The organism is Paenibacillus sp. FSL R7-269 (assembly GCF_000517865.1).
Taxonomy (GTDB): domain Bacteria; phylum Bacillota; class Bacilli; order Paenibacillales; family Paenibacillaceae; genus Paenibacillus_AQ.
In genome coordinates this window covers 1-21,655 of sequence record NZ_ASPS01000023.1, presented here as the reverse complement: position 1 = coordinate 21,655, position 21,655 = coordinate 1, and the positions used below count along the sequence as shown (strand labels likewise).

The 21,655-nt window shown below is 47.6% G+C and carries 22 protein-coding genes; all 22 read right to left on the bottom strand.

Annotated elements, in window-relative coordinates:
* Positions 1-3 precede the first annotated feature (3 nt).
* The gene (argC, locus tag C162_RS12120) at positions 4-1,059 is read right to left on the bottom strand and encodes an N-acetyl-gamma-glutamyl-phosphate reductase (protein WP_036694688.1); all 1,056 of its coding nucleotides are present in this window, start codon (positions 1,057-1,059) and stop codon (positions 4-6) included.
* A 161-nt stretch (positions 1,060-1,220) separates the two neighbouring features.
* Positions 1,221-2,105: a YitT family protein gene (locus tag C162_RS12115; RefSeq protein WP_036694686.1), complete on the bottom strand. Its 885-nt coding sequence runs from the start codon at positions 2,103-2,105 to the stop codon at positions 1,221-1,223.
* A 73-nt stretch (positions 2,106-2,178) separates the two neighbouring features.
* Positions 2,179-3,313, bottom strand: a protein-coding gene (gene prfB, locus C162_RS12110) for a peptide chain release factor 2 (protein WP_156949616.1) whose coding sequence is annotated in 2 segments (ribosomal slippage) — positions 2,179-3,219 and positions 3,221-3,313 — 1,134 coding nt in all. Because the reading frame shifts where the segments join, the coding sequence is not laid out codon by codon here.
* Between the two features lie 493 nt (positions 3,314-3,806).
* Positions 3,807-6,311, bottom strand: coding sequence for a preprotein translocase subunit SecA (gene secA, locus C162_RS12105; RefSeq protein WP_036694684.1), 2,505 nt, complete (start codon positions 6,309-6,311; stop codon positions 3,807-3,809).
* 307 nt (positions 6,312-6,618) lie between these two features.
* Entirely contained in the window at positions 6,619-7,176 is a 558-nt protein-coding gene (gene hpf / locus C162_RS12100; protein ID WP_036694683.1) for a ribosome hibernation-promoting factor, HPF/YfiA family, read from the bottom strand.
* A gap of 227 nt (positions 7,177-7,403) precedes the next feature.
* A complete protein-coding gene (locus C162_RS34325; RefSeq protein WP_051493418.1) occupies positions 7,404-8,840 on the bottom strand; it encodes an S-layer homology domain-containing protein in 1,437 nt (478 codons plus the stop codon).
* Between the two features lie 427 nt (positions 8,841-9,267).
* A complete protein-coding gene (locus C162_RS12090; protein ID WP_019915069.1) occupies positions 9,268-9,465 on the bottom strand; it encodes a cold shock domain-containing protein in 198 nt (65 codons plus the stop codon).
* A 243-nt stretch (positions 9,466-9,708) separates the two neighbouring features.
* Entirely contained in the window at positions 9,709-10,044 is a 336-nt protein-coding gene (locus C162_RS12085) for a flagellar protein FliT (protein ID WP_036694681.1), read from the bottom strand.
* A complete protein-coding gene (gene fliS / locus C162_RS12080; RefSeq protein ID WP_036694680.1) occupies positions 10,037-10,429 on the bottom strand; it encodes a flagellar export chaperone FliS in 393 nt (130 codons plus the stop codon). Before fliS ends, C162_RS12085 begins: the two co-directional genes overlap by 8 nt.
* Positions 10,430-10,450: 21 nt before the next feature.
* Positions 10,451-11,941: a flagellar filament capping protein FliD gene (gene fliD / locus C162_RS12075; RefSeq protein WP_036694679.1), complete on the bottom strand. Its 1,491-nt coding sequence runs from the start codon at positions 11,939-11,941 to the stop codon at positions 10,451-10,453.
* Positions 11,942-11,955: 14 nt separating this feature from the next.
* Positions 11,956-12,354: a flagellar protein FlaG gene (locus tag C162_RS12070; RefSeq protein WP_036694678.1), complete on the bottom strand. Its 399-nt coding sequence runs from the start codon at positions 12,352-12,354 to the stop codon at positions 11,956-11,958.
* A 189-nt stretch (positions 12,355-12,543) separates the two neighbouring features.
* A complete protein-coding gene (locus C162_RS12065) occupies positions 12,544-14,097 on the bottom strand; it encodes a flagellin N-terminal helical domain-containing protein (RefSeq protein ID WP_036694677.1) in 1,554 nt (517 codons plus the stop codon).
* A gap of 148 nt (positions 14,098-14,245) precedes the next feature.
* Positions 14,246-14,479 carry a carbon storage regulator CsrA gene (gene csrA, locus C162_RS12060; RefSeq protein WP_036694676.1) on the bottom strand — a complete coding sequence of 78 codons (234 nt, stop codon included), beginning with the start codon at positions 14,477-14,479 and terminating at the stop codon, positions 14,246-14,248.
* A 1-nt stretch (position 14,480) separates the two neighbouring features.
* On the bottom strand, positions 14,481-14,927 hold the full coding sequence (gene fliW, locus C162_RS12055; protein ID WP_036694675.1) for a flagellar assembly protein FliW: 447 nt from the start codon (positions 14,925-14,927) through the stop codon (positions 14,481-14,483).
* Positions 14,928-15,016: 89 nt separating this feature from the next.
* The gene (locus tag C162_RS12050; protein ID WP_036694673.1) at positions 15,017-15,580 is read right to left on the bottom strand and encodes a DUF6470 family protein; all 564 of its coding nucleotides are present in this window, start codon (positions 15,578-15,580) and stop codon (positions 15,017-15,019) included.
* A 12-nt stretch (positions 15,581-15,592) separates the two neighbouring features.
* Complete coding sequence (flgL, locus tag C162_RS12045) at positions 15,593-16,513, bottom strand: flagellar hook-associated protein FlgL (protein WP_036694672.1); 921 nt, start codon at positions 16,511-16,513, stop codon at positions 15,593-15,595.
* A gap of 18 nt (positions 16,514-16,531) precedes the next feature.
* Positions 16,532-18,133 carry a flagellar hook-associated protein FlgK gene (gene flgK, locus C162_RS12040; RefSeq protein ID WP_036694671.1) on the bottom strand — a complete coding sequence of 534 codons (1,602 nt, stop codon included), beginning with the start codon at positions 18,131-18,133 and terminating at the stop codon, positions 16,532-16,534.
* A 57-nt stretch (positions 18,134-18,190) separates the two neighbouring features.
* Positions 18,191-18,691, bottom strand: a complete 501-nt coding sequence (locus tag C162_RS12035) for a flagellar protein FlgN (protein WP_036694669.1) — start codon at positions 18,689-18,691, stop codon at positions 18,191-18,193.
* Positions 18,692-18,703: 12 nt separating this feature from the next.
* Positions 18,704-18,991 carry a flagellar biosynthesis anti-sigma factor FlgM gene (gene flgM / locus C162_RS12030; protein WP_036694667.1) on the bottom strand — a complete coding sequence of 96 codons (288 nt, stop codon included), beginning with the start codon at positions 18,989-18,991 and terminating at the stop codon, positions 18,704-18,706.
* A gap of 105 nt (positions 18,992-19,096) precedes the next feature.
* Complete coding sequence (locus C162_RS12025) at positions 19,097-19,504, bottom strand: TIGR03826 family flagellar region protein (protein ID WP_036694666.1); 408 nt, start codon at positions 19,502-19,504, stop codon at positions 19,097-19,099.
* A gap of 141 nt (positions 19,505-19,645) precedes the next feature.
* Positions 19,646-20,527 (bottom strand): ComF family protein, encoded by an 882-nt coding sequence (locus C162_RS35365; protein WP_235218409.1) that lies wholly within the window; start codon positions 20,525-20,527, stop codon positions 19,646-19,648.
* A gap of 72 nt (positions 20,528-20,599) precedes the next feature.
* A partial coding sequence (locus tag C162_RS12015; protein WP_156949615.1) for a helicase-related protein occupies positions 20,600-21,655 on the bottom strand: 1,056 nt, incomplete at its 5' end.

Sequence of the window (21,655 nt, the reverse complement as noted above, 5' to 3'; positions counted from 1 at the left end):
CGCTTATGGATACACTGGTGTGTAACCAAGCCCGCGGGTTTCCTCCCATCCCATCATCAAATTGAGGTTCTGAATCGCTTGCCCTGCGGCGCCCTTAACAATATTGTCGATAACCGACACAATGGTAACCCGTCCGGTACGCGCGTCTGTGGCGAAGCCGATATCGCAATAATTCGATCCGCTGACTTCCTTCGTCGCCGGAACCACTCCGGGCTCACGCACCCGCACATATGGCCTGCCTGCATAATAGTTACGGTATAATTCCACCAGATCCTGCTCGCTGTGGTCACCATTCAGTCCGGCATACATCGTAGTCATAATCCCCCGTGTCATCGGGACCAGATGCGTAGTGAACGTTACCGTGACCTTTTCCCCAGCAATATCTGTAAGCACCTGCTCGATTTCCGGGATATGTTGATGTTTGTTCATTTTGTAGGCTTTGAAGTTCTCATTGATCTCGGCAAAATGCACCATCAGGCTCGTTCCCCGCCCTGCCCCGGACACCCCGGACTTCGCATCAATAATGATGCTGTCCGGCTTAATCCAGCCTGCGGCCAGCGCCGGCACCAGTCCCAGCAGCGCAGCTGTCGGGAAACATCCGGGATTCGAGATAAAATCAACGCCGGCTGCATGTTCACCATATACCTCACATAACCCGTATACCGCCTGCTTAAGATAAGCTTCCGGTGGAGCCGGGTGCTTATACCACTGCTCGTACTCCGCGCCATCCTTCAATCGGAAGTCCCCGGACAGATCGACAACCTTCAGTCCCGCCTCAAGCAGCCCGGGCACCAGCTTCGCGCTCACTCCCGAAGGGGTAGCAGTGAATACAACATCCGCTCGGCTCGCAATCTCTGCTGCATCAACACCGTCCAGCTTACGCTGCACCACTCCCGTTAAATGCGGAAAACCTTCCTCAATCGGCGTACCCGCACTCGAAGAGGAAATCACTGAAGTAATCTCTATATCAGGGTGGCCCTGCAGCAGCCTGATCAGCTCCACGCCCCCATAACCTGTTGATCCGACAATTGCCGCTCTCAGCTTGCCTGTCACTGTCATCCCCGCTTCCCGTTTCTCATTTCTATCATTATCGCCTGACTTGAACCGTTCTGCAAATATGTATTATTATACGACCGAATTAATATAAATACAACACGTTGCGTTAAGTTTATACATTCTTATATTTGCAAAAAGAAAAAGCGCAGAGCCCCTAAGGGAGCCTACGCTTCTCTTTTGAAACCTTCGCCCAGCACTTCGTGAGCCTCTGTAATAATCACAAACGCGCCCGGGTCCACCGAGCGGACAATCGCCTTCAGCCTGGTAATTTCATTCTGGCCTACTACGACCATCAGCACCGTACGGTTGTCACCGGTATAGCCGCCTTGCGCATTCAGCTTAGTCAGCCCGCGGTCCAGATCATTCAGAATCGCCTGCGAGATGTCCTCGGTCTGATCCGAGATGATATACGCCACCTTCGTGGTGCTGAAGCCCACCTCCAGCGCGTTAATCACCCTGCCGGTGACGAACAGCCCGATCAGTGCATACATCGCCTGCTCCATCCCCAGCACAAAGGCCGCCAAGGTAATCACCGTACCATCCAGCAGCACGACAGACAGCGAGAAGCTGAAGCCGGTAAGCTTTTGAATAATCTGTGCCGCAATGGTCAGTCCGCCTGTAGAGCCGCGCCCCCGGAAGACGAGTCCCAGGCCTAGACCCACACCAATTCCTCCATAGATAGAGGCCAGGAGCGGATTCGTGGTCGGCACAGGTCCGTCCTTCGTCAGGAAAATAAACAGCGGCAGCACAAAGCTGCCCAGCAGAGAGCGGATGCCATACTGTTTGCCGAGGAAGATCACGCCGAGAATGAAGAGCGGAATATTAAGCGCCCACTGGGTAAAAGCAGGCTCTGCCCCAAACCAGGCCTCAGCCAGTACCGACAGCCCCGACACCCCGCCGGAAGCAATCCGGTTCGGGAGGAAGAACAGGTTGAACGCCAGCCCTGTGATCAGCGAGCCGATCAGAATTAGCGCAATATCCACGGTATGGCGCAGCGGCCCGTTCAGGGGGATCAGCGGAGGTTTGTTGCGTGAATTGATTTTTTGCATCGTTATGGCCTGCTCCTTTATGTTCAGAAAAAAATCCCTACACCTCCGAAGACGCGTAGGAATAGGGTTACGTTTATTCAGCTTCCGTCTTGATCTGGCTGCGCAGATACCCGTCAATGAACCCGTCCAGATCGCCGTCCATTACTGCTCCAACGTTGCCTGTCTCTACAGAGGTACGGTGATCCTTCACCATGCTGTACGGATGGAACACATAGGAACGAATCTGGCTGCCCCAGGCAATCTCGGATTGTTCTCCGCGGATCTCGTCCAGATGTGCCTGCTGCTCCTGAATTTTGCGCTCATAGAGCTTGGAACGCAGCATCTTCATCGCCTGTTCCCGGTTCTTGATCTGCGAACGCTCATTCTGACAGGTGACCACCACGCCGGTTGGCATATGTGTAATGCGCACTGCCGAATCGGTAGTATTGATGTGCTGACCGCCCGCGCCGCTGGCCCGGTACGTATCAATCTTCAGGTCTTCCGTACGGATATCCACCTCGACGTCGTCTGCAATCTCCGGTACCACATCGCAGGACACGAAGGAGGTATGCCGTCTGCCTGAGGAGTCAAAAGGCGAAATGCGCACCAGCCGGTGCACGCCCTTCTCTGCCTTGAGGTACCCATATACATTGTGACCCTTAATTAACAAAGTTACACTCTTGATTCCCGCTTCATCGCCCGGCAGATAATCCAGCACGTCTACCTTGAAGCCCCGCTTCTCCGCCCAGCGTGTGTACATGCGCAGCAACATCTGGCCCCAGTCTTGGGACTCGGTACCGCCTGCACCCGGATGCAGCTCCAGAATGGCATTCAGCTTATCGTAAGGCTGATTGAGCAGCAGCTGCAGCTCAAACTCATCCACTCGGGCGCTTATGCTGCGGATCGTTCCGGCTGTCTCTTCAGCCAGTTCGTCGTCGCCTTCCTCATCGGCCAGCTCCGCCATCATAGCAGCATCGTCATAGTCCTGCTGAAGCTTCTCGAATTGGTCAACCACCGACTTCACGGCATTCATCTCGCCAATCACGCTCTGCGCCTGATCAGAATCATCCCAGAACCCGGGTGCCGCCATCTTCTCTTCAAAGTTCGCTATAATCTCCAGCTTCAGGTCTAAGTCAAAGTGACCCCCTAAGGTTGGTTAATTTCTTACCCATTTCACGCAGGTCCTGCTTCACATTAGGATCGATCAATTGGATCACATCACCTTTCATAATTGAATATTGCGCCGGGACTGCCGGTTTGGGCTTACCGGTATGGACGGACATCTATGCTGCTGTCACTTCGCTTCAGCTGCTACATGGCCAGGTGTACGCCGTAACTGCGGGAATGTTTGGACTTCCGGCCGCTGTTAGGATTGAATTTCCTCATTTAAACTGCTCATCGCAGTAGAAATTCAATCCTAAAGGCGGACGCTAACGCTCCTCCAGTTCCAAACTTCCCCTCCGTCACTTCCACCTCAGCCATACAACATCTGGACGCTCCGGTCTGCTGCACAGCTGTGCGTCCCAGATCACTTCAAGCCCAAAAAAGCAGCCGGGCCGCAAACGGGGAGTCCCCCGGGCCCAGCCGCTTTTTATTTTCATTATAAACCCCAGTGCCTGTGAACAACACCACAAGTGCATTCGGTGAAAGGTATTCGCAGCTTAATGCCTGCTCATTATTTCACCAGACAGTGAATCCACGAGCATGAAGATTTATTATATCTTACGCCTGGCCGTGGCAGTTCTTATATTTCTTGCCGCTGCCGCATGGGCATGGATCGTTACGGCCGACAGTGGATTCCACATGCACCGGACGGTTCTCAGCAGGCTCTGCGTTGGTGGAGATCTTGTCTTCCTCCACTACTGATTGCCGCTCCTGATTCGTCTCAATGTGCGCCTTCATAATGTAGGTCGCCACTTCCTCCTGAATGTTCGCTGTCATGGCGTTGAACATCTCGAAGCCCTCGAATTGATATTCGCGCAGCGGATCGGTACCGCCGTAAGCACGGAGGTGAATCCCCTGACGAAGCTGATCCATAGCATCGATATGATCCATCCATTTGCTGTCTACGGAGCGAAGCACAATAACCTTCTCGAATTCACGTACCAGCTCCGAGCCAAGTCGCTCTTCACGGGCAGCGTATTTCTCAAGGACACGGGCGAAGATGAATTCGATGATTTCTTCCACTTCTTTGCCCCACAGATCATCGCGTGTCAGCTCATCTTCTTCAAGAAGCTTGCTGTTCACATAATCCGCGACCTCTTGCAGCTCCCAGTTCTCCGGGATATCGTCACTACAGTGGGCATTCACAATACGGTCGATAACCGGCTTGATCATTTCCACTACGATGTCTTTGATATTATCCGACTCCAGAATTTCACGGCGCTGCTTGTAGATAATCTCACGCTGCTGGTTCATGACGTCATCGTATTGCAATACGACTTTGCGGATGTCGAAGTTATTGCCTTCTACCCGCTTCTGCGCAGATTCAACAGCCTTGGTAATCATACGGCTCTCAATCGGCTGATCTTCCTCGAATCCCAGACGGTCCATCATGTTCAGCACGTTGTCCGCACCGAAGCGCTTCATCAGCTCATCCCCAAGGGACAGGTAGAACTGTGTCGAACCCGGATCGCCCTGGCGTCCGGCACGGCCGCGAAGCTGGTTGTCAATCCGGCGCGATTCATGGCGCTCTGTACCAATAATATGCAGACCGCCCACATCGGTTACCCCTTCGCCCAGTACGATATCCGTACCGCGTCCAGCCATGTTCGTGGCAATCGTTACCGTTCCCGGCTGACCGGCATAAGAGATAATTTCGGCTTCGGCCGCATGGTGCTTCGCATTCAGTACCTGGTGTCTGACACCCTTACGCTTCAGCATTTCCGATACGCGTTCAGAGTTCTCAATTGATACCGTACCTACCAGTACCGGCTGATTCTTCTTGTGGCGTTCTACAATTTCAGCAACGACTGCATTGAACTTGCCGTTCTCGCTTTTGTAGACTACATCAGGCATGTCGATTCGTTGATTCGGCTTATTCGTAGGAACCTGAAGAACCTCAAGACCATAGATCTTCTTGAACTCCTCTTCCTCCGTCTTCGCCGTACCCGTCATGCCGCCCAGCTTGCGGTACATCCGGAAGTAGTTCTGGAAGGTGATAGTAGCCAGCGTCATGCTCTCATTCTGAACTTCAATCTCTTCCTTGGCTTCAATCGCCTGGTGCAGCCCGTCGCTGTAACGGCGGCCCTGCATCAGACGCCCTGTGAACTCATCGACGATCATAACCTCGTCTTCATTAACCACATAATCGACATCCCGGCGCATAATAGCGTTCGCCTTCAAGGCCTGTACAATATGATGGTTCAAGGTAACATGGCTGTGGTCATACAGATTCTCTATCCCAAAAGCACGCTCAGCCGTAGCCACGCCCTTCTCGGTGAGGGCAACGGACTTCACCTTGATATCCACGGTGTAATCCTCTTCAGCGACCAGCTTCTTCACAAAACGGTCTGCTGCGTAATACAGCTCCGTCGATTTCTCAGCTTGGCCAGAGATAATGAGAGGTGTCCGCGCTTCATCAACAAGGATGGAATCGACTTCGTCAATAATACAGAAGTAGAGCGGGCGCTGGACCATCTGTTCCTTATAGAGCACCATGTTGTCGCGCAAATAGTCGAACCCGAATTCATTATTCGTTCCGTACGTAATATCGCAGGCATATGCTGCTTGTTTATCATTATGGTCCATGCCGTTCAGGTTGACCCCAACGCTCATGCCCAGAAAGTTATAGATTTGTCCCATTTGCGCACTGTCGCGCTGAGCCAGATAATCATTTACGGTTACGACATGCACGCCTTTACTCAGCAGCGCATTCAAATACACCGGCAGAGTCCCAACCAGCGTCTTGCCTTCCCCGGTCTTCATCTCGGAGATCCGGCCTTCATGAAGCGCCATACCCCCAACCAGCTGAACGTCAAAATGCCGCATGCCCAGCGTCCGTTTGGAAGCTTCGCGTACGGTAGCAAAAGCCTCGGGAAGAATCGCTTCCAGGGTCTCACCTTTCTCAATACGGGCGCGGAATTCCGCTGTCTTTGCCTGCAGCTCTTCATCCGTAAGCGATACGAAATCCGGCTCCAGACCATTAATAATTTCGACCGTCTTCATGAGACGTTTGACATCCCGTTCATTAGTGTCGCCAAATATTTTCTTAACAAGTCCTAGCATGGTTAACCCCTTTCATGCAACACAGATGGTGGAACCGAGCCCATCCTCATAGATTGAAAGGGCCATATATGATTTCGATTCCGCTGCTTCATAAATTGTAACAGTTTGTAAGAGAAGCCGCAATACAAGCCGTCCTAACCTTATTCTGTATAATCCCCTTAGATGAGGACAGATGATGGCATTTTACCGAAACTTCTATATATACGCACAAGAGCCCTATTCGCTTCAGGCGAATAGGGACTCGTCTAATTGTCCACGTTAGGCTGAACCGAAGCCTTCCTTATTCCAACAATTCCCGGTCCGCAGGTTAGTTCTGCTCGATCAGACCGTACTTGCCGTCATCGCGTTTGTAAACCACGCTAACTTCGGAAGTGTCAATGTTGGAGAACACGAAGAACGTATGTCCAATCATGTTCATTTGCAGAATCGCTTCTTCCACATCCATAGGCTTCAAGGTGAACCGTTTGTTCCGCACAACCTCAAGATCATCATAATCCTGTTCCTGCTCTTCAACAGCTACGGCGCTGGCCGAACCTTCAACGAACAAGGTCTTCAGGCTGCCTTCCTGGCGGAACTTGCGATTAAGCTTAGTCTTGTGCTTGCGGATCTGACGTTCCAGCTTGTCCACTACGGCATCGATGGATGCATACATATCATCGCTGCGGTCTTCCGCACGAAGCGTCACACCAGCTAGAGGAATTGTCACTTCCACCGTATGAAGGCCGCGAACGACGCCAAGCGTCACATATCCTTCAGAGGTAGGGGGTGCTTCGAAATACTTCTCAAGTCTGCTGAGCTTCTTATCAACATAGTCTCTCAAAGCGTCGGTCACTTCAATTTGTTGACCTCGAATGCTGAATTTCATAAGGCACTCCTCCTTTGTTTACTTTTTCATTATAGCAAATTGTCAGGGCTAAGTAAAAAACAAATCATGACAGACTTTACATTCATCTAACAATAGATGTAACAGACCTGTCTTAACAACAAACGGCCCGGCTCGAGCATAAAGTCGCCCTCGCCGGACCGAATACTGTTGCTGTATTATTCCACTATAAAACCTGGATTATGAATGATTGCATTCATCAAGCTTACTTATTTAGTGTGAATCCGCAAAAGTTCTACAGGTGACAGGCTGCCATTAGAGTCAGTGATAAAGAAGACTTTATACGCTGTATTGGCAGTAAGTCCAGTCAGGTTAATGTTGTGTTTCACAACTGGACTACCTGTAAGAGTTCCAGTCCAAGGTGCTGTTAATGTAACACCTGCACTGTTCTTCCCTTGGGAAATCTGTAATGCGGTTGGATCAGCATCTGCTGCATTAACCACCACATATTTCAGAGGAATTACCGGAGTCGGAGTACCCGCCTTCCCGTAAGCAACGTATACTTCCGCAGATACTGTTGTTACGTTGGTGATTCCAACTTGAGAAACTGACCAGTTGCTGCCTGCTGCTGTTTTCAATTGAAGCGGTGTTACGCCGGACCAGTTACCAGAAGCGTCCGTCAGGGCAACGTATACGGTATAATCCGTTCCTGCATTCAGACCATACACAGAGAAAGCAACAGTAGTGTTGCCGGTTGTAGCGATTTTCCCGGAATGAACGCCTGTTGTTGTAGCATTAATCAGTCCGTCTTTCACTTGCGCTGCAGTTGGTGCAGTTACGTTCACGCTGTATGGAGCAACTACATAATACACGGCTCCTGTAACAGTAGGCGTAACATATACATCAGCGGTAACGGAACCTACATGACCGTAAGTCACGTTGCTTACAGATGGCAAGGTCACGTTACCGCCTCCGCCAGTGCCGCCACCACTACCACCGGGTACCGGAGTAGCTGTTGGGCTGGTAGTTGGTACAGTTGTTGCAGATGGAGCCGGCGTTGCTGTTGGTGCTGGTGTAGGCATTACTCCGCCCGTAGCCGGCTTATGCACAACCGAGTTGCTTATAATTCCGACCGCTTCGGCACGGGTAAGAGATTTCTTCGGACCGAAGGTGCCGTCAGGATAACCGTTGATGATCTTCTTGTCTGCCGCTGAGGCTACTGCCACCTTGGCCCAAGCTGCGATCTGAGCATTATCCTTGAACTTAAGCGGAGTAGAGCTTGTACTCAGCTTAAGCAGCTTGGCAGCAATAACTGCTGCTTCCTGGCGGGTGAGCGGGTTGTTGGCCCGGAAGGTATTATTCTCATACCCGCCAATGTAGCCGGCCTTCACAGCCTTGGCTACTTCGCTGTAGACCCAGTTGGATTTCTTCACATCGGTGAAGCTAAGGGTAGCCGATTCGGTGAACCCGAACAGACGATTAATCAGTGCCACATATTCACCACGGGTAATTGCCTTATTCGGCTTAACCGTTCCGTCTGGATAACCACCCAGGTATCCTTTATCCAGCCAGCTCTGCAGTTGTTTCTGCGCCCAGTGTCCTTGAATATCCTTGGGAGCCGGCGCTGCCGACACACTTCCCAAAGAACCGATCAGCATTGAAATACCGAGTACTCCGGCCGTAAGGCCACGCCACATTTTCTTCATTCGTTTGTTCATCCTCCTGTGAGTTTGATGGGCATAGGCTTCACTGCATGACTTCTTACCAAAAGATCTTTCGGAAGCATACGCCTAAGCAATAATGAGAGTGCAGACTAGGCAACAAAAAAAGCCCAACGTTCACTATTACCCATAATCTGGAGGATGTTAACATTTTTCTGTAACTAATTTTTACAAAGTGTCCAATTTCGGACTCTATTCGACTCGGAATATAGGCTATTTATTTGAAATATGTTAAATTCCCGCGTTATATCAACGCCCCCGGCATCATACACATCATGTCCCCAAAAGACAAGAACAATGATTTGTAGAACCACAATAAAAAAGACCCAAGGGAATATCCCTAGGGTCTAACGCTAGCGCTGTCTCAATTGCTAACCATCTACCATATATGTAGGTCGGCTTCGCCGGATGATTATAATTTGATGACGTTAGCTGCTTGTGGTCCGCGTGCGCCTTCAACGATATCGAACTCTACGGATTGGCCTTCATCCAAAGTCTTGAAACCGTCAGTTTGAATCGCGGAGAAGTGTACGAATACGTCGCCACCATCGGCAGTTTCGATGAAACCATAACCTTTTTCTGCGTTAAACCATTTAACTTTACCTTCCATTGACTAAACATTCCCTTCGTCATCAGATGAACGTGAGTCTTGCTCACAATTCGACTATACCACCGCAGCTTCTCCATTGTCAATTGGAATAGTAAATGATTACTTTCAATATTTTACCAGAGTTCAATTGACATCAGAAATGGATATCATTCGGTAATATAAGTTACAAAAAAAAAGGAGCAGACGCTTGTAAATACCCGTCCACTCCCCTATTGAAACAGGAGAAAATCTATTATTCTATCTTTATTTTTTACGGTCCATCAGAATGCTGTCTGGGGTGTATGCAGTCTCGTAAGCGTTGCGTTGGGCTTTGGCTTGATTGCGTTTTTGGAGGAAGTCTAGGGCTTCCAAACGATGGGCGTTCATCCGGGCCATGATGGCCGGGTCATGCTCCAGGATTCGACGCAATACATCCTTTTGTGCAGGTGACGTAGTACTAATTACGACCTCTTCTGTTATGGAATCGACAAGCTTCTGCCGCTCCTCGACGAAGTCTTCAAGCTCCTCATAGGTTGCGTCTTGAAGCCCATCCATCATCTCTTGAGTCAGCAGATCCAAGTTACGGACAAGTTCATCCATTCGCAATCTCAGTCTGGCTAGCAGCCAGCTTGGAGGCCTGGAGCCAGGTCTCGCGGAGGTCGACAAGGTAGCCAATGGCTTCTTGAGCCTTATCCACACTTTTATGAATATTGGCTTCTACCAACAAGTGATTTGTATATTCGTAGAGGGAGTATAAGTTTTTTGAAACCTCATATTTGAAATCGAGCGTACTCATTAATTCACTTAAGATCGTTTGGGCCTTGCCAAAATTCAAATTACTCTTCTCTAAATCCTGTTTATTTAAGCCTTCAATAGCTGTCTTAGCAAATCGAATAGCTCCATCATAAAGCATCATTACCAGTTGTGCAGGAGTAGAAGTCTGTACCGAGGACTGACGATATTTATCATACGGAGAAGAAAGCATCAATTATTCACCTCTATAAATTTATTTTGCAAAATAACTAGATAAACTGGATGACTGAGAGTTATATTTGTTCATAGCTGTTTCCATAGCTGTGAACTTTTTATAATAATTTGTTTCCATAGTTGTTAACCTAGACTGCATTGCAGAAATCCGAGTGTTATAATCAGTCAAACGTTTCCCCATGAAACTATCTGTCTTATAGGCTAGTGACAAATCAGAGGAAAACTTCGAAGTACCTGCTTTGGTTACAATCTTGTCGAGAGTCTTATCAACTGAAGTAATGAGTTGATTGAAAACTCCATCCGTTCCGGATGTACCTTGAAACAACGATGAAATTTTTTGCGGACTATCAATGAGAGCCTGTTTTAATTTAGACTCATTAATATAAAGTTTACCATTCTCATAATATTGGCCTGTAGTTATACCGATGGAGCTAAGATCTCCTAATCTCTTTGTCATTTCTGACCGCATTGAGGCAATTGTAGATTTTAAAATTTCATCATTTCTTAGTAAACCACTTTTCGCCTTCTTCTCCCATAATTCAATATCATTATCAGTCATTGCCTGTTTCTGTTCATCAGTAAGAGGCGTAAAATCCTTATATCTTTCTTCAGCAACCTTAGTTTGAAGGGTATTTAATAAGTCATTGTAATCCTTTATAAAGCTCGTAATGGTTCCTAACGCCTTAGTTGAATCGGACTGTGTTGAAACAGTTACGGACTCTGAAGCAGATGTTGTCGAAAGTAATGTAATACTCACACCATTTAACTTGAAGTTGTTGCTATCAAAATTTAGAGTTTTTGAAATATTAGTATTAATATCTACAACGGATATTTCTGCCTGTTGAAAGGCAATTGGAGTATAGGATGAGCTATTCGACCCAAAAAGGGTCAACAGACTGCTTGAATTCGATATAGCTAATTTCCCTTCTGCACCAAAGGTTTTTGAAGCTAGCGAAAACTTGCCTGAGACCTCATCAAAGGTAGCTGTAACATTGGCTTTGCTATCAGTATTAATTTTTGATATAACTTCAGCTATACTCAAGTCCTTATCAAAACTTAAACTGCTTCCGTTAATGGTAATTTTATATGCTTGATCTGTAGTGGAAGCACCTACTAGCGCACTTAACTTAGAAGAGGAAGTAGTTCTGGAGGTACCTGTATTCGGTAATACGTTTGATTGCCATGATACTGGTTTTGCAAGACTAGAAATTGACATTTTCATAGGAATGCCATTAGCATCTGACGTCGCTTCTGCTTTAAGAGAAGCAACACTTCCAGTCACTACCGCCGTTTGAGTATTTAATTGAGAGGAGTTATTATAAATTTTCAGCTTTGAATTACTAAAATCTATAAGTTTGCTGTTAATTTCGCGATAATTGTCCCTTTGCCATTGCATGATCTGTTTCTCTTGAGTTAATTTATCTAAGGGAATACGTTTAGCATTCACCATTTGTTTGACTAAAGAATCTACATCAAGGCCTGAAACCATTCCACTTATACGGTTTACCATTTTTTCCCTCTTTTCTATACCTTTTCATCAACCATAATACCTGCGATTTCCATCATATTAGCAACAAGATCTAGTGTCTTTTCCGGAGGGATTTCTCTAATTAAGTCACCGGTTTCCTTATTCAGCACTTTTACCATAATAGCCTTAGTTTGTTTATGGACACTAACCTCAAATGTAGTAGTAGGTCCTTGAAGAGCTTTGAGCGCACGCTCAAGAGCTTTAACAACTTGTTCATCCCCACTGGAAATATTAATTCCCTTACGCTCTAGTTCTTTAATCTCAATACCGCTTCGTACCCTTCCTGTATTGTCATCACTTTCTACTTTTGCATCAACTTTAGAAAGGTTATTTGACATGCTCCCTTTATTCCCATTACTAATATAATTCGTTGGACTAGTACTGCGGATTTCCATACAGAACCTCCTTTAGATTTGCTTTATAATCTATTTATCGGTAAATCTATTCAGTTGATTAATACAAATGTTTAGAATATCCAATTTGCATATGAAAAGCCTACTTAGTACAGTGACCAATTATCTCCTACAATTCCGCATAAAAAAAAGACCCTAGATATACTAGGGTCTCCTTGAAAGACATTAAGATTAACGGAGCAATTGAAGGACGCCTTGTGGTTGTTGATTAGCTTGGGCAAGCATAGCTTGTGCAGCTTGGGCAAGGATATTATTCTTCGTTTGTTCCATCATTTCTTTCGCCATATCCACGTCACGTACACGGGATTCAGCAGCAGTAAGGTTCTCGGAAGAAGTGTTCAAATTGTTGATTGTGTGCTCCAAACGGTTTTGGAAAGCACCAAGTTTTGAACGTTCATTCGAAACATTCTTAATCGCATCATCAAATACTGTAATTGCTGTTTTAGCACCATTTTGAGTTGAAACGTCTTGATAGTTAGAACCTATTTTGATGTTAAGCGCTTGAGCATCCATTTTGGAGATGTCAACCTTAATGTCTTGGTTGGCATTTGCTCCAATTTGGAATTTAAGTGCCGTATCATCTTTAGCAGCTATTGCATTTTTAGCAGCTACTGTATTAACAGTTAGTGTAAATGCTGTAAGAGCAGCAGCAGTTCCTTTTTCAATTGTGATACCCGCTGCATCTGTTTTATTACCAAGAACAATATTTGCACCAGGAGCATAACCAGTTCTATCAACAGTAGTAACTGCAGTTCCATTTGCTGGTGTAAACGTATCGCTAATAGTCAAATCAGTGGCACTTGCATTAGTAGAAGCAGCTGTTGTTGTCCCAGCTGTATTAGTTCCGCCAAAGAGCACAGCTGAAAGATTACCTGTTGAGGTTGTACTATCAAGGTTCAACTCAGTTCCAGCAACCGTTTTTGAAGTAAAGGTTAAATAACCATCCTTATTAATAGAAGCTGTTGCCCCAGTTGAAGCAGTACCCGCAGCATTAACAGCAGCAATCAAATCTTGAACTGTACTATCTGCAGTTAGACCATTAATAGCAACTGTTGCAGCGTTATCACCTACTGCTAGACCCGTTACATTGGTAACGCCTAAGGAAGCCAAGGTTTGACCTGCAGAAACCTTAACAGATGAGGTTAATTCACCAGCAACACCAACTGATGCAGTGATAGAGTGTGTTCCAACTTGACCATTTGCTGCTGCTCCAGATACACCGGCAACTACTGTAGCTGCAACGTTACTTGTAGCTAATGCAGCTTTTCCTGCAACACTAGAAGCTTGTCCAGTTACGGCAGCAGACAAATCACCGTTTAATAGTGTTTTTGTGTTAAATTCAGTAGTCTTTGCAATTCTATCTATTTCTTCGGTCAACTGGTTTACTTCTTTTTGAATTTGCCCACGGTCATCTAAGGAGTTAGTATCAGAAGCTGACTGAACAGCAAGTTCACGCATACGCTGCAGAATACTGTGGGTTTCATTAAGTGCACCCTCAGCTGTTTGAATCAGCGAGATTCCATCCTGCGAATTCTTCGAGGCCATATCTAATCCGCGAATTTGACCGCGCATTTTTTCGGAGATTGCCAGACCAGCAGCATCATCACCTGCACGGTTGATGCGAAGACCTGAAGACAATTTCTCGATATTCTTGCTAGTGTTAGACGTATTGGTGGACAATTGACGGTGAGTATTCAGTGCTGTTACGTTGTGATTAATAATCATTGTGTATTTCCTCCCTGAAATTAAGTTGTTCCACATCCATGTGGTAAACGCTGCCGTTAAGGTCGGCCGCCCCTCCGGATTCAGCGTCTTATATATATATCGACTTGTCCCGTAATTTGTTTATAGCAATTTATATGAATTAACAGATTTATTTTTGTGTGCGTAACCGCTCCATCAGAGCATTAAGATTGCCTGGGGTTGGCGAAGCAGATTCCTCATTGGCTTCTTTTATTGATAGGTACACTTCTTCCCTGAAGATATCTACATGTTTCGGAGCTTTAATACCTACCTTTATAATGTCTCCTTCAACACTCAGAATAGTAATCTCAATATTATCCTGGATAATAATCGACTCGCCTTTTTTGCGGGTAAGAACGAGCATATTATTCACCACCTTTTTCAAAATGATCATGAGGAGCAATCCATAAGTTATGTCTTGTTTGATAGTTCGAGTTGTGAAGTACAACCTGCTTCCCTGAGCGTATAATCGGATTAAGAACAATAGGGGCAAGTAAATTAACAGTTGAATGCTCCAACTCTTCTTTAATTGTAACCATACAACGAATTTTGACATCATCTATAATCTCTAATTCTTCTTTATCCGCTTGCGGAAGCTCAAATTCATAGGTCGGATAGAAAACAAAAGGGTCACATAATAAAAATGATATACTGTCATTTTGAAGAGATTGTAAATAGCTGAACGGTCCGTCATCTACCGTAATCAATGCAAAATCAATATCTTCTTCAAAACCCGGAACGCCTTTAGAAAAATGATATATTTGTTCTTCTGTGATATCCAGTGTTCCCCAAGTCAAAGTTTCTATAATCATTCTACGAACACTCCTTATTCATAAATAGTCTAATAAAAAAGCCATAGATATTTGGTTATATCAACCGAATCTATAGCTTGTAACAATATTTACATTTGAATATCTATCTCCGGCGGTACAAAGCTTATGGATGGTCTCTGTCTTAAGTAAATATCTAACTTAGGTGGTGTAAAGTTAATTTGAGGGGCATGCGCCTCTGCTTGAATACTCACTTCAGATTTACGATATTCAATTTCAGGAGGAACTAACTCGACATTTATATGCACGTTATCAACTGATGCAGGTCCACGAATCTCCGGGTAGGACACCGGTTGCCAATCTTCACCGTAAATCTCTGCTATACTATTTCCCGATTTATGAAAGTTAGCCGCGCGTTCCCCTTGCTCCATTCGTTTGGCAATGCCTTGAAGCCATAGCTGCTCAATACCTGAATAGATACGCTGATTCATCTCACGGTACGTTCCACCTGTATATGCGGCTCTGGCCTGAGTCTGATCAATCGTCATCTCAGCTGGAGACTGACGAATTTCTAATTGCCCAGGAGTTGTATTTATTTGCAGATCCGCTTTAGGCTGGACTATTGATAGGCTCCCGGCAGTAGTCTCGATCCCGATTAAAGCCGTTGTTTGCCGAATTTGAACTATCGGTATCATCTGGACCTCTCCTTATCTAATGAAATCAACAAGGGTGGACTGGATGATCTTAGAGCCTACAGAAAGAGAGGCATTATAAATGTTCTCTTGGATTTTGGACTGCATTAACATCTCTGCATAATCCCCATCTTCAGTCGTCGACTGTAAGTCTGTCAAGTTCACTTCCATATCACTTAGTCTATTCTTCATTAACTCAATACGGTTGGTTTTTGCTCCGACATCTGCTTGGACAGTTAACATTTTATTAATACGACTATCTATATTTCCTAACTGACTTGAAATTTCAGCGGTATCACTAACAGCTAGAGCAGCCGAGATCTTATCGATAACAGCAAATATATTATCTGCTTCGTCTCCACCAAATACATCATTACCTGTAATATTGATCGGAAGCTGAACACTTTCACCTACGGTATAATTCAGGACGCCTTTATCCGTAATTATAGAAGCAGCCCCGGAAGTATCAGGGGTTCCATCAGCTCCAGTAGCAAATTGATAAGGTTTTACATCGTATTGCTGTCCATTAAAAATATATTTCCCCTTGAACTGGCTGTTGGAAATATCAATAAGCTGTTCCTTAAGCTGTTTCACTTCTGCATTAATACTATTCATAGCCTCTTGAGGGTTAGAACCACTTGCACCCTTTACGGACAGCTCACGAAGTCGCTGAATGACGTCACCTGCCTGTGTCAACACAGTATCATTATATTCCATCCAAGATGTAGCATCATCTACATTCTCTCGATATTGTTCATTCGCGGACAAGTCTGCACGGTACCGCAGTGAGTAAGTAATCCCTACCGGATCATCGGAGGGTTTATTGATCTTGCGGCCAGTTGCTAGCTGTAGTTGTGTATCGTTCATCGTACGAGCGTTTCGATTGAGATTAAGCAAGAGCTGTGAATTCATCATATTAGAGGTTACACGTAACATCGCTTAAATCCCCCTTTCTTATCTGCCTACGGTGCCGGTAGAGTTAATCAATTTATCGAGCATTTCGTCATAAGTCGTCATAAAACGCGCAGCAGCGCTATACGCATGTTGGAATACCAGCATATTGGACATTTCTTCATCCAGCGAGACACCGCTGACCGATTGACGGCGGGCATTTACCTGTTCTACCAGGTAGTTAGAATTTTCTGTCTGGCGGGTAGCCTCTTGGGATTGAATCCCGAGTTGCCCAACCATCGATTTATAGAAAGAACCTGCTGTCGCCTTGATTCCAGTAGTTGGTGATGTAAAAGAACCCGATTGTTGATTGGCTAACAAAAGCGCCAGAGTATTATTTCCTTTGACAACTGCTTCTGAAGTTCCTGTTCCAGTAGTTCGGAGAGATGTAGCTAATAAATTGGTGTCCGTGGCAATTTCCGAATTGAATGTGATATTTCCAGCCGTGATAGCACTTCCGTCACCAGTGATTGTAAAGAGCGGCTTACCGGGATTGAGCGTGCCATCCATGGTATAACCAAGCTGATGAAGACCGTTCAAGCCTTTGACTGTTGTCTTAACATCGGCGCTCAAGGTCGCTCCTTTAGGGAGTGCAGATCCTGCTGCAATAGTAGTAGCTGTTCCATCTGCTTGAGTAATCGTGGCATCACTTGTAAGAATCGTACCCTCCGGAAGAATTGAACCTTTCGGAAGAGTGATCTCCATTGCTCCTGTAGCAATCGTATTCGCTATGTTATCAAGCTGTTTCTTATAATCCGCAACATACTTCTGACTGGAAGTGATCATACCATGTACTTCTCCAGTCTTAAGATCGCCCGAAGCAAAAGCAGTGTTAAGGAATGCACTGTCCACAGTCGCAGTGACAGCGAGTCCTTGTACAAGCTGTTGACTGCCAAGCGAAATGTTATAGCCGTATTCGCTATCTACTACAGTGACATTAGCAATCTTGGAGAGTTTGTCCGTCAGCAGGTCACGTTGATCCCGCAAGTCATTCGCTTTGTCGCCCATGCTCTCAATCTTGAAAATAGATGAATTCAAATCTGCAATGGAAGTTAAATATCCCTGTATCTCCGTGCCTTTGACTGCCACATTGGAGGCTAGATCCGTATCAAGGTTACTAAGCTGTCTACTCATATAATTAAGTGCATCGGTCATAGCCTGCGCAGTCTGGACCACGATCTTACGGGAAGTGCTGTCCTCCGGATTTTTGCTGAGATCCGACCAAGACTTCCAAAAGTTATCGAGCACTGTACTAATGCCTGTGTCCGATGGTTCTTGGAAGATCGATTCAAGCTTATCCAGTGTATCCGATTGGATGGTCCAACTCCCCAAAGCTGAATTCTCGCCCCGGTATTGGGTATCCAGAAAAGTCTCACGAATCCGGTCAATAGAGCCAAACTCTACCCCTGTACCCAATTGTCCAGGAACTGTAGATTTATTAAGTCCGTAGGCTTCAATAGGGATTGAAGCTGTCATATTCACACGCTGGCGGGTATATCCCTCCGTGTTGGCGTTGGCAATGTTGTGGCCGGTGGTGTTGAGCGCCGCGGTCTGGGTAAACAGGCTTCGTCTTGCGGTCTCGATGGAGTGGAATGTAGATGTCATACTGCGTGTTCCTCCCTTGTGATTGCTGCGGTGGGCGCAGCTCAGCGGATAACCTGATTATCCACGGGCATCAAAAAGACCCGGCCGAGTTACACTGCTGCCCTTGTCGGACGGATGATGGTACGTCATTTCCTGATTTGGTCTTCCGACAAGCAAATCCAGGGAATAATCTATAAAGGTAAGCGACTGCTCAATCAGCTTCTGATTCAGCTCATTGGCCTTTTTTAATTGCTGCAATGTGCCGGAAAGCTTCTGCTGAATATGCAGCAGGCGTGATTTGTCTTCGGGATCAAATACAAGGCGGGACAGCTCGGTAAGATTCAGATTCAGATTGGAACGGATTCCAACCCCCTGCAAAAACTCGAAGGCCGCTTCTGCACGCCGTTCTTCCAGCTGTCCAATCACCTTCATCAGCTTGGACTCACGGTTCAGGATATCAATGAGACCCTCTACCTTATTGTCCATAATGGTCTGTTTCTTGACTGCGGCCAGATCCAGCATCTGCACATGCGCCTCGTCCAGCCGCTCAAGCAATTCTAATAATGTTGTAAGTGCCATGGGTGTGTTCACCTAATTCTCGGAGGATTGCTTAAAGTAGGGGGCGAGTGTCTCAGCGAGCTTGGCTGCGTCAACCTGGTAGGTACCTGCGGATACTTGCTGTTTCAGGCTCTCGATCTTGTTCGCACGTTCAGTGTCAATCTTCCCGCTCTTCTGTGCCTGAAGCAGCTTAATGGCTTCATCCGAAATCGATACCTCATCCTTGCGTGTACTTTTCTTCATCTGTTCCTGCCTTTGCGATTCCGCACTTCGTTGGTATGGATTAATCGCATTGATTCGTCCGGCATCGTTAATTTTCATAACTTCACCTTCCTTCTGTAATAAAAAAGCCGATAATCTTTACTAAGTTTATCGGCCCCTGTTGAAACATTCTTTATAGCTGCAAGCGTTTTTTTGCAGAATTGTTTAGTTGCGGAACTTGTCTACCGCGCGGTAAGCGCCATCTGGAGCCTTCTTGGAAGCACTCGAGTCTGCACTTTCCTTGGCCGCATTGGCAAGGTCCTTGGTCAAACGGCTGCGGCAGCTGTCGCACATATGCCCGTCCCGGATCAGGGTTCCGCATACCTCGCAAGGATACATCATATTGGGTGCATTGGCTATGGAAATCCGGCCCTCCCGGATAAAACGCGTGATTTCCTTGATGGAAATATCGGTAGCATCGGACAGTTCCTGTATGTTGGTGCCTCTATTTTTACGCAAATATTCTACACAGATTTCATACTCATGCTCTAACTCTTTGATGCAGGGCTGGCACAGGTTCATCAGGTTCTTGACATATAACCGGCCGCATCTCGGACAATTGTCTACATTCATTTCTACCGCGGCTCCCTTCTATCATTCTGCACAACTCATGAATCGCTTATGCTACTAAGATTACATGATCACCGAAGATCCGTCTATGTTTAGTATCGGTCAGGGAAGCGGTTTTATTGAATTCCGGTGCGGCAGCTGCTGCTAGGAACGCGCCCAGGTCAGAGAGTATATCTCAGCAGTGCAATCCAGACTGCGGCAGAGCTGCTGAAGCGCCCCGGCGCAGGCACGAATCGTACTCCCCGTAGTGTAGATATCATCGACAATAATGATTCGCAGGGGACGCTGTTCAAGCTGATGCGTCGCACGGGAATGCAGGTGTTCAGTCAGACTTTGCAGAACCACCGGATCTGTATTTCCGGCAAAAGCATGCTTCATATCGGTCAGCCGCTCCCTTCTGCTTTTGAAGCTCTGCTTGGCGGTGTGATGAGTGCGGACCAGCAGCGGAAGCTGGGGGACTCCTCTACGTATAGACACCACTTCAGCCAGCCGCTCCGCCTGATTGAAGCCCCGCTCAGACAGACGGACAGCGCTCACAGGTACAGGGATCAGCAGGTCGGCTTGCCACAGGTTGGAACGCATGCGAAGCTTTGAATGCCATAAAGGGGATGGTTTGCTAAAAAAGTTACTCTCTAGCGCTCCATTCAGTTGTTGTCCACTCTGTTCGTGTTGCAGAAGCGCGTATGCCCTGTCCAGCATCAGACCGAGCAGGGGTGCGAGCCGCTCATTCCCCCGGTATTTATACTGGCCTAGTATTTCTCGCATCTCACTGGTGTAAGCTACTGCACTCCGGTTGCACCGGATCGGTAAGGGCCCATGGCTGCGGCTGCAATCGGGGCAGCCCACATGACGCCCGCAGATCTGGCACCGGGGAACGCGAATCCATGGAATGCCGCTCTGGCAATGTACGCAGATTCCGGGCCATTCGGGGGAAGGACGGCCTCTGTGGCCGCAGAACAGACATTCCGGCTGCGAAGGCGCAATTAGGGAGCGGGCTTGCTTCATCCATGACGTCAGGGAACGCATTGTAATCCTCCTTCTAAATGAGGGTATGGAGTCTAGAGTACAGAGCATATCGAATTCAAAATTAGGAGACTGTTAAGACTCGAGGTATCCCTGTCTGCGGGCAATTGTATTCATACTGCGGATCTGTGATATGGCGGCGCGCTGCGAGCGGGTCCACTCTGCGGAAGCGAAGATGACGTTGCCTGCCGGATCATCCTTGGAGCGTCCCGCCCGGCCCGCCATCTGCACCAGGGCTGCTTCATCAAAGAGTCCGCTGTCCGCATCCAGAATAAACACATCACTATGCGGTACCGTGACCCCACGCTCCAGTATCGTTGTCGTTACCAGCAGGGAAATAGTACAATCCCTGAACTTCAGCACCTTCTCTGCCCTGTCCGGGTCTTGAGAGGAGGTTCCCTCTATAGAAATCCCGGGGAACATCCGCCGCAGCAGCTGCAGCAGTCCCTCAATGTGGGCAATCCGGGAGACGAAGAGGAAAATCTGCGCCTTACGGTCAAGGGACCGCTGCAGCGCTGAACGCAGTCCTGCCGGAATTCTGCCCTGCTTCAGGCAGCGATGAAGCGGCGGTATCCGGATATGGCGCGGTACCGGCAAGGGATGGCCGTGAAAGCGGACCGGCACCCTTGCATGCGGCAATCTCCCGGAGCGGGCAAGGCGCTGCAGCTCTGCAGGCGGCGTAGCGGAGAGAAGGATGAATCGTCCGCCGGGCTTGCAGACCTGCCTTGCAGCATAGTCCAGCATAGGATCGTTGTGATAGGGAAACGCATCGATCTCATCGATGATGACCAGATCGAAGGCCTGACCAAACCGCAGCAGCTGGTGCGTGGTCGCCAGGGTGATCCGGCTGCGGCGCAAGCGGTCCTCGCTGCCTCCGTACAGCACGGCGGGGGCATCCGCCGGGAAGGCTCTGGCCAGGCGCGGCGCAAGCTCCAGCACGACGTCACGCCGCGGCGTGGCGATCAGCGCCCGGCCTCCGGCCGCGAGCGCCGCGTCCAGGAGCGGGAAAGTGATCTCCGTCTTTCCCGCTCCCGTCACTGCCCAGAGCAGGAACCGCTCTGGGCCCGGCCCGGCGGAGCGCCTGCGCGGCTCCGCCAGGAACCCCAGCGCAGCGGCGGCGGCGGCCGCCTG

Excerpts from the sequence above, each read along its gene's own strand:
- C162_RS12065 (WP_036694677.1), bottom strand. The coding sequence starts at position 14,097 with ATGATTATTAATCACAACGTAACAGCACTGAATACTCACCGTCAATTG.
- flgL (WP_036694672.1), bottom strand. The coding sequence starts at position 16,513 with ATGTTACGTGTAACCTCTAATATGATGAATTCACAGCTCTTGCTTAAT.
- flgM (WP_036694667.1), bottom strand. The coding sequence starts at position 18,991 with ATGAAAATTAACGATGCCGGACGAATCAATGCGATTAATCCATACCAA.
- fliD (WP_036694679.1), bottom strand. The coding sequence starts at position 11,941 with ATGGTAAACCGTATAAGTGGAATGGTTTCAGGCCTTGATGTAGATTCT.
- hpf (WP_036694683.1), bottom strand. The coding sequence starts at position 7,176 with ATGAAATTCAGCATTCGAGGTCAACAAATTGAAGTGACCGACGCTTTG.
- csrA (WP_036694676.1), bottom strand. The coding sequence starts at position 14,479 with ATGCTCGTTCTTACCCGCAAAAAAGGCGAGTCGATTATTATCCAGGAT.
- C162_RS12070 (WP_036694678.1), bottom strand. The coding sequence starts at position 12,354 with ATGGAAATCCGCAGTACTAGTCCAACGAATTATATTAGTAATGGGAAT.
- C162_RS12115 (WP_036694686.1), bottom strand. The coding sequence starts at position 2,105 with ATGCAAAAAATCAATTCACGCAACAAACCTCCGCTGATCCCCCTGAAC.
- C162_RS12035 (WP_036694669.1), bottom strand. The coding sequence starts at position 18,691 with ATGGCACTTACAACATTATTAGAATTGCTTGAGCGGCTGGACGAGGCG.
- secA (WP_036694684.1), bottom strand. The coding sequence starts at position 6,311 with ATGCTAGGACTTGTTAAGAAAATATTTGGCGACACTAATGAACGGGAT.
- C162_RS35365 (WP_235218409.1), bottom strand. The coding sequence starts at position 20,527 with ATGCGTTCCCTGACGTCATGGATGAAGCAAGCCCGCTCCCTAATTGCG.
- C162_RS12090 (WP_019915069.1), bottom strand. The coding sequence starts at position 9,465 with ATGGAAGGTAAAGTTAAATGGTTTAACGCAGAAAAAGGTTATGGTTTC.
- C162_RS12085 (WP_036694681.1), bottom strand. The coding sequence starts at position 10,044 with ATGGATGAACTTGTCCGTAACTTGGATCTGCTGACTCAAGAGATGATG.
- flgK (WP_036694671.1), bottom strand. The coding sequence starts at position 18,133 with ATGACATCTACATTCCACTCCATCGAGACCGCAAGACGAAGCCTGTTT.
- C162_RS12050 (WP_036694673.1), bottom strand. The coding sequence starts at position 15,580 with ATGATACCGATAGTTCAAATTCGGCAAACAACGGCTTTAATCGGGATC.
- fliW (WP_036694675.1), bottom strand. The coding sequence starts at position 14,927 with ATGATTATAGAAACTTTGACTTGGGGAACACTGGATATCACAGAAGAA.
- argC (WP_036694688.1), bottom strand. The coding sequence starts at position 1,059 with ATGACAGTGACAGGCAAGCTGAGAGCGGCAATTGTCGGATCAACAGGT.
- C162_RS12025 (WP_036694666.1), bottom strand. The coding sequence starts at position 19,504 with ATGAATGTAGACAATTGTCCGAGATGCGGCCGGTTATATGTCAAGAAC.
- fliS (WP_036694680.1), bottom strand. The coding sequence starts at position 10,429 with ATGCTTTCTTCTCCGTATGATAAATATCGTCAGTCCTCGGTACAGACT.
- C162_RS34325 (WP_051493418.1), bottom strand. The coding sequence starts at position 8,840 with ATGAAGAAAATGTGGCGTGGCCTTACGGCCGGAGTACTCGGTATTTCA.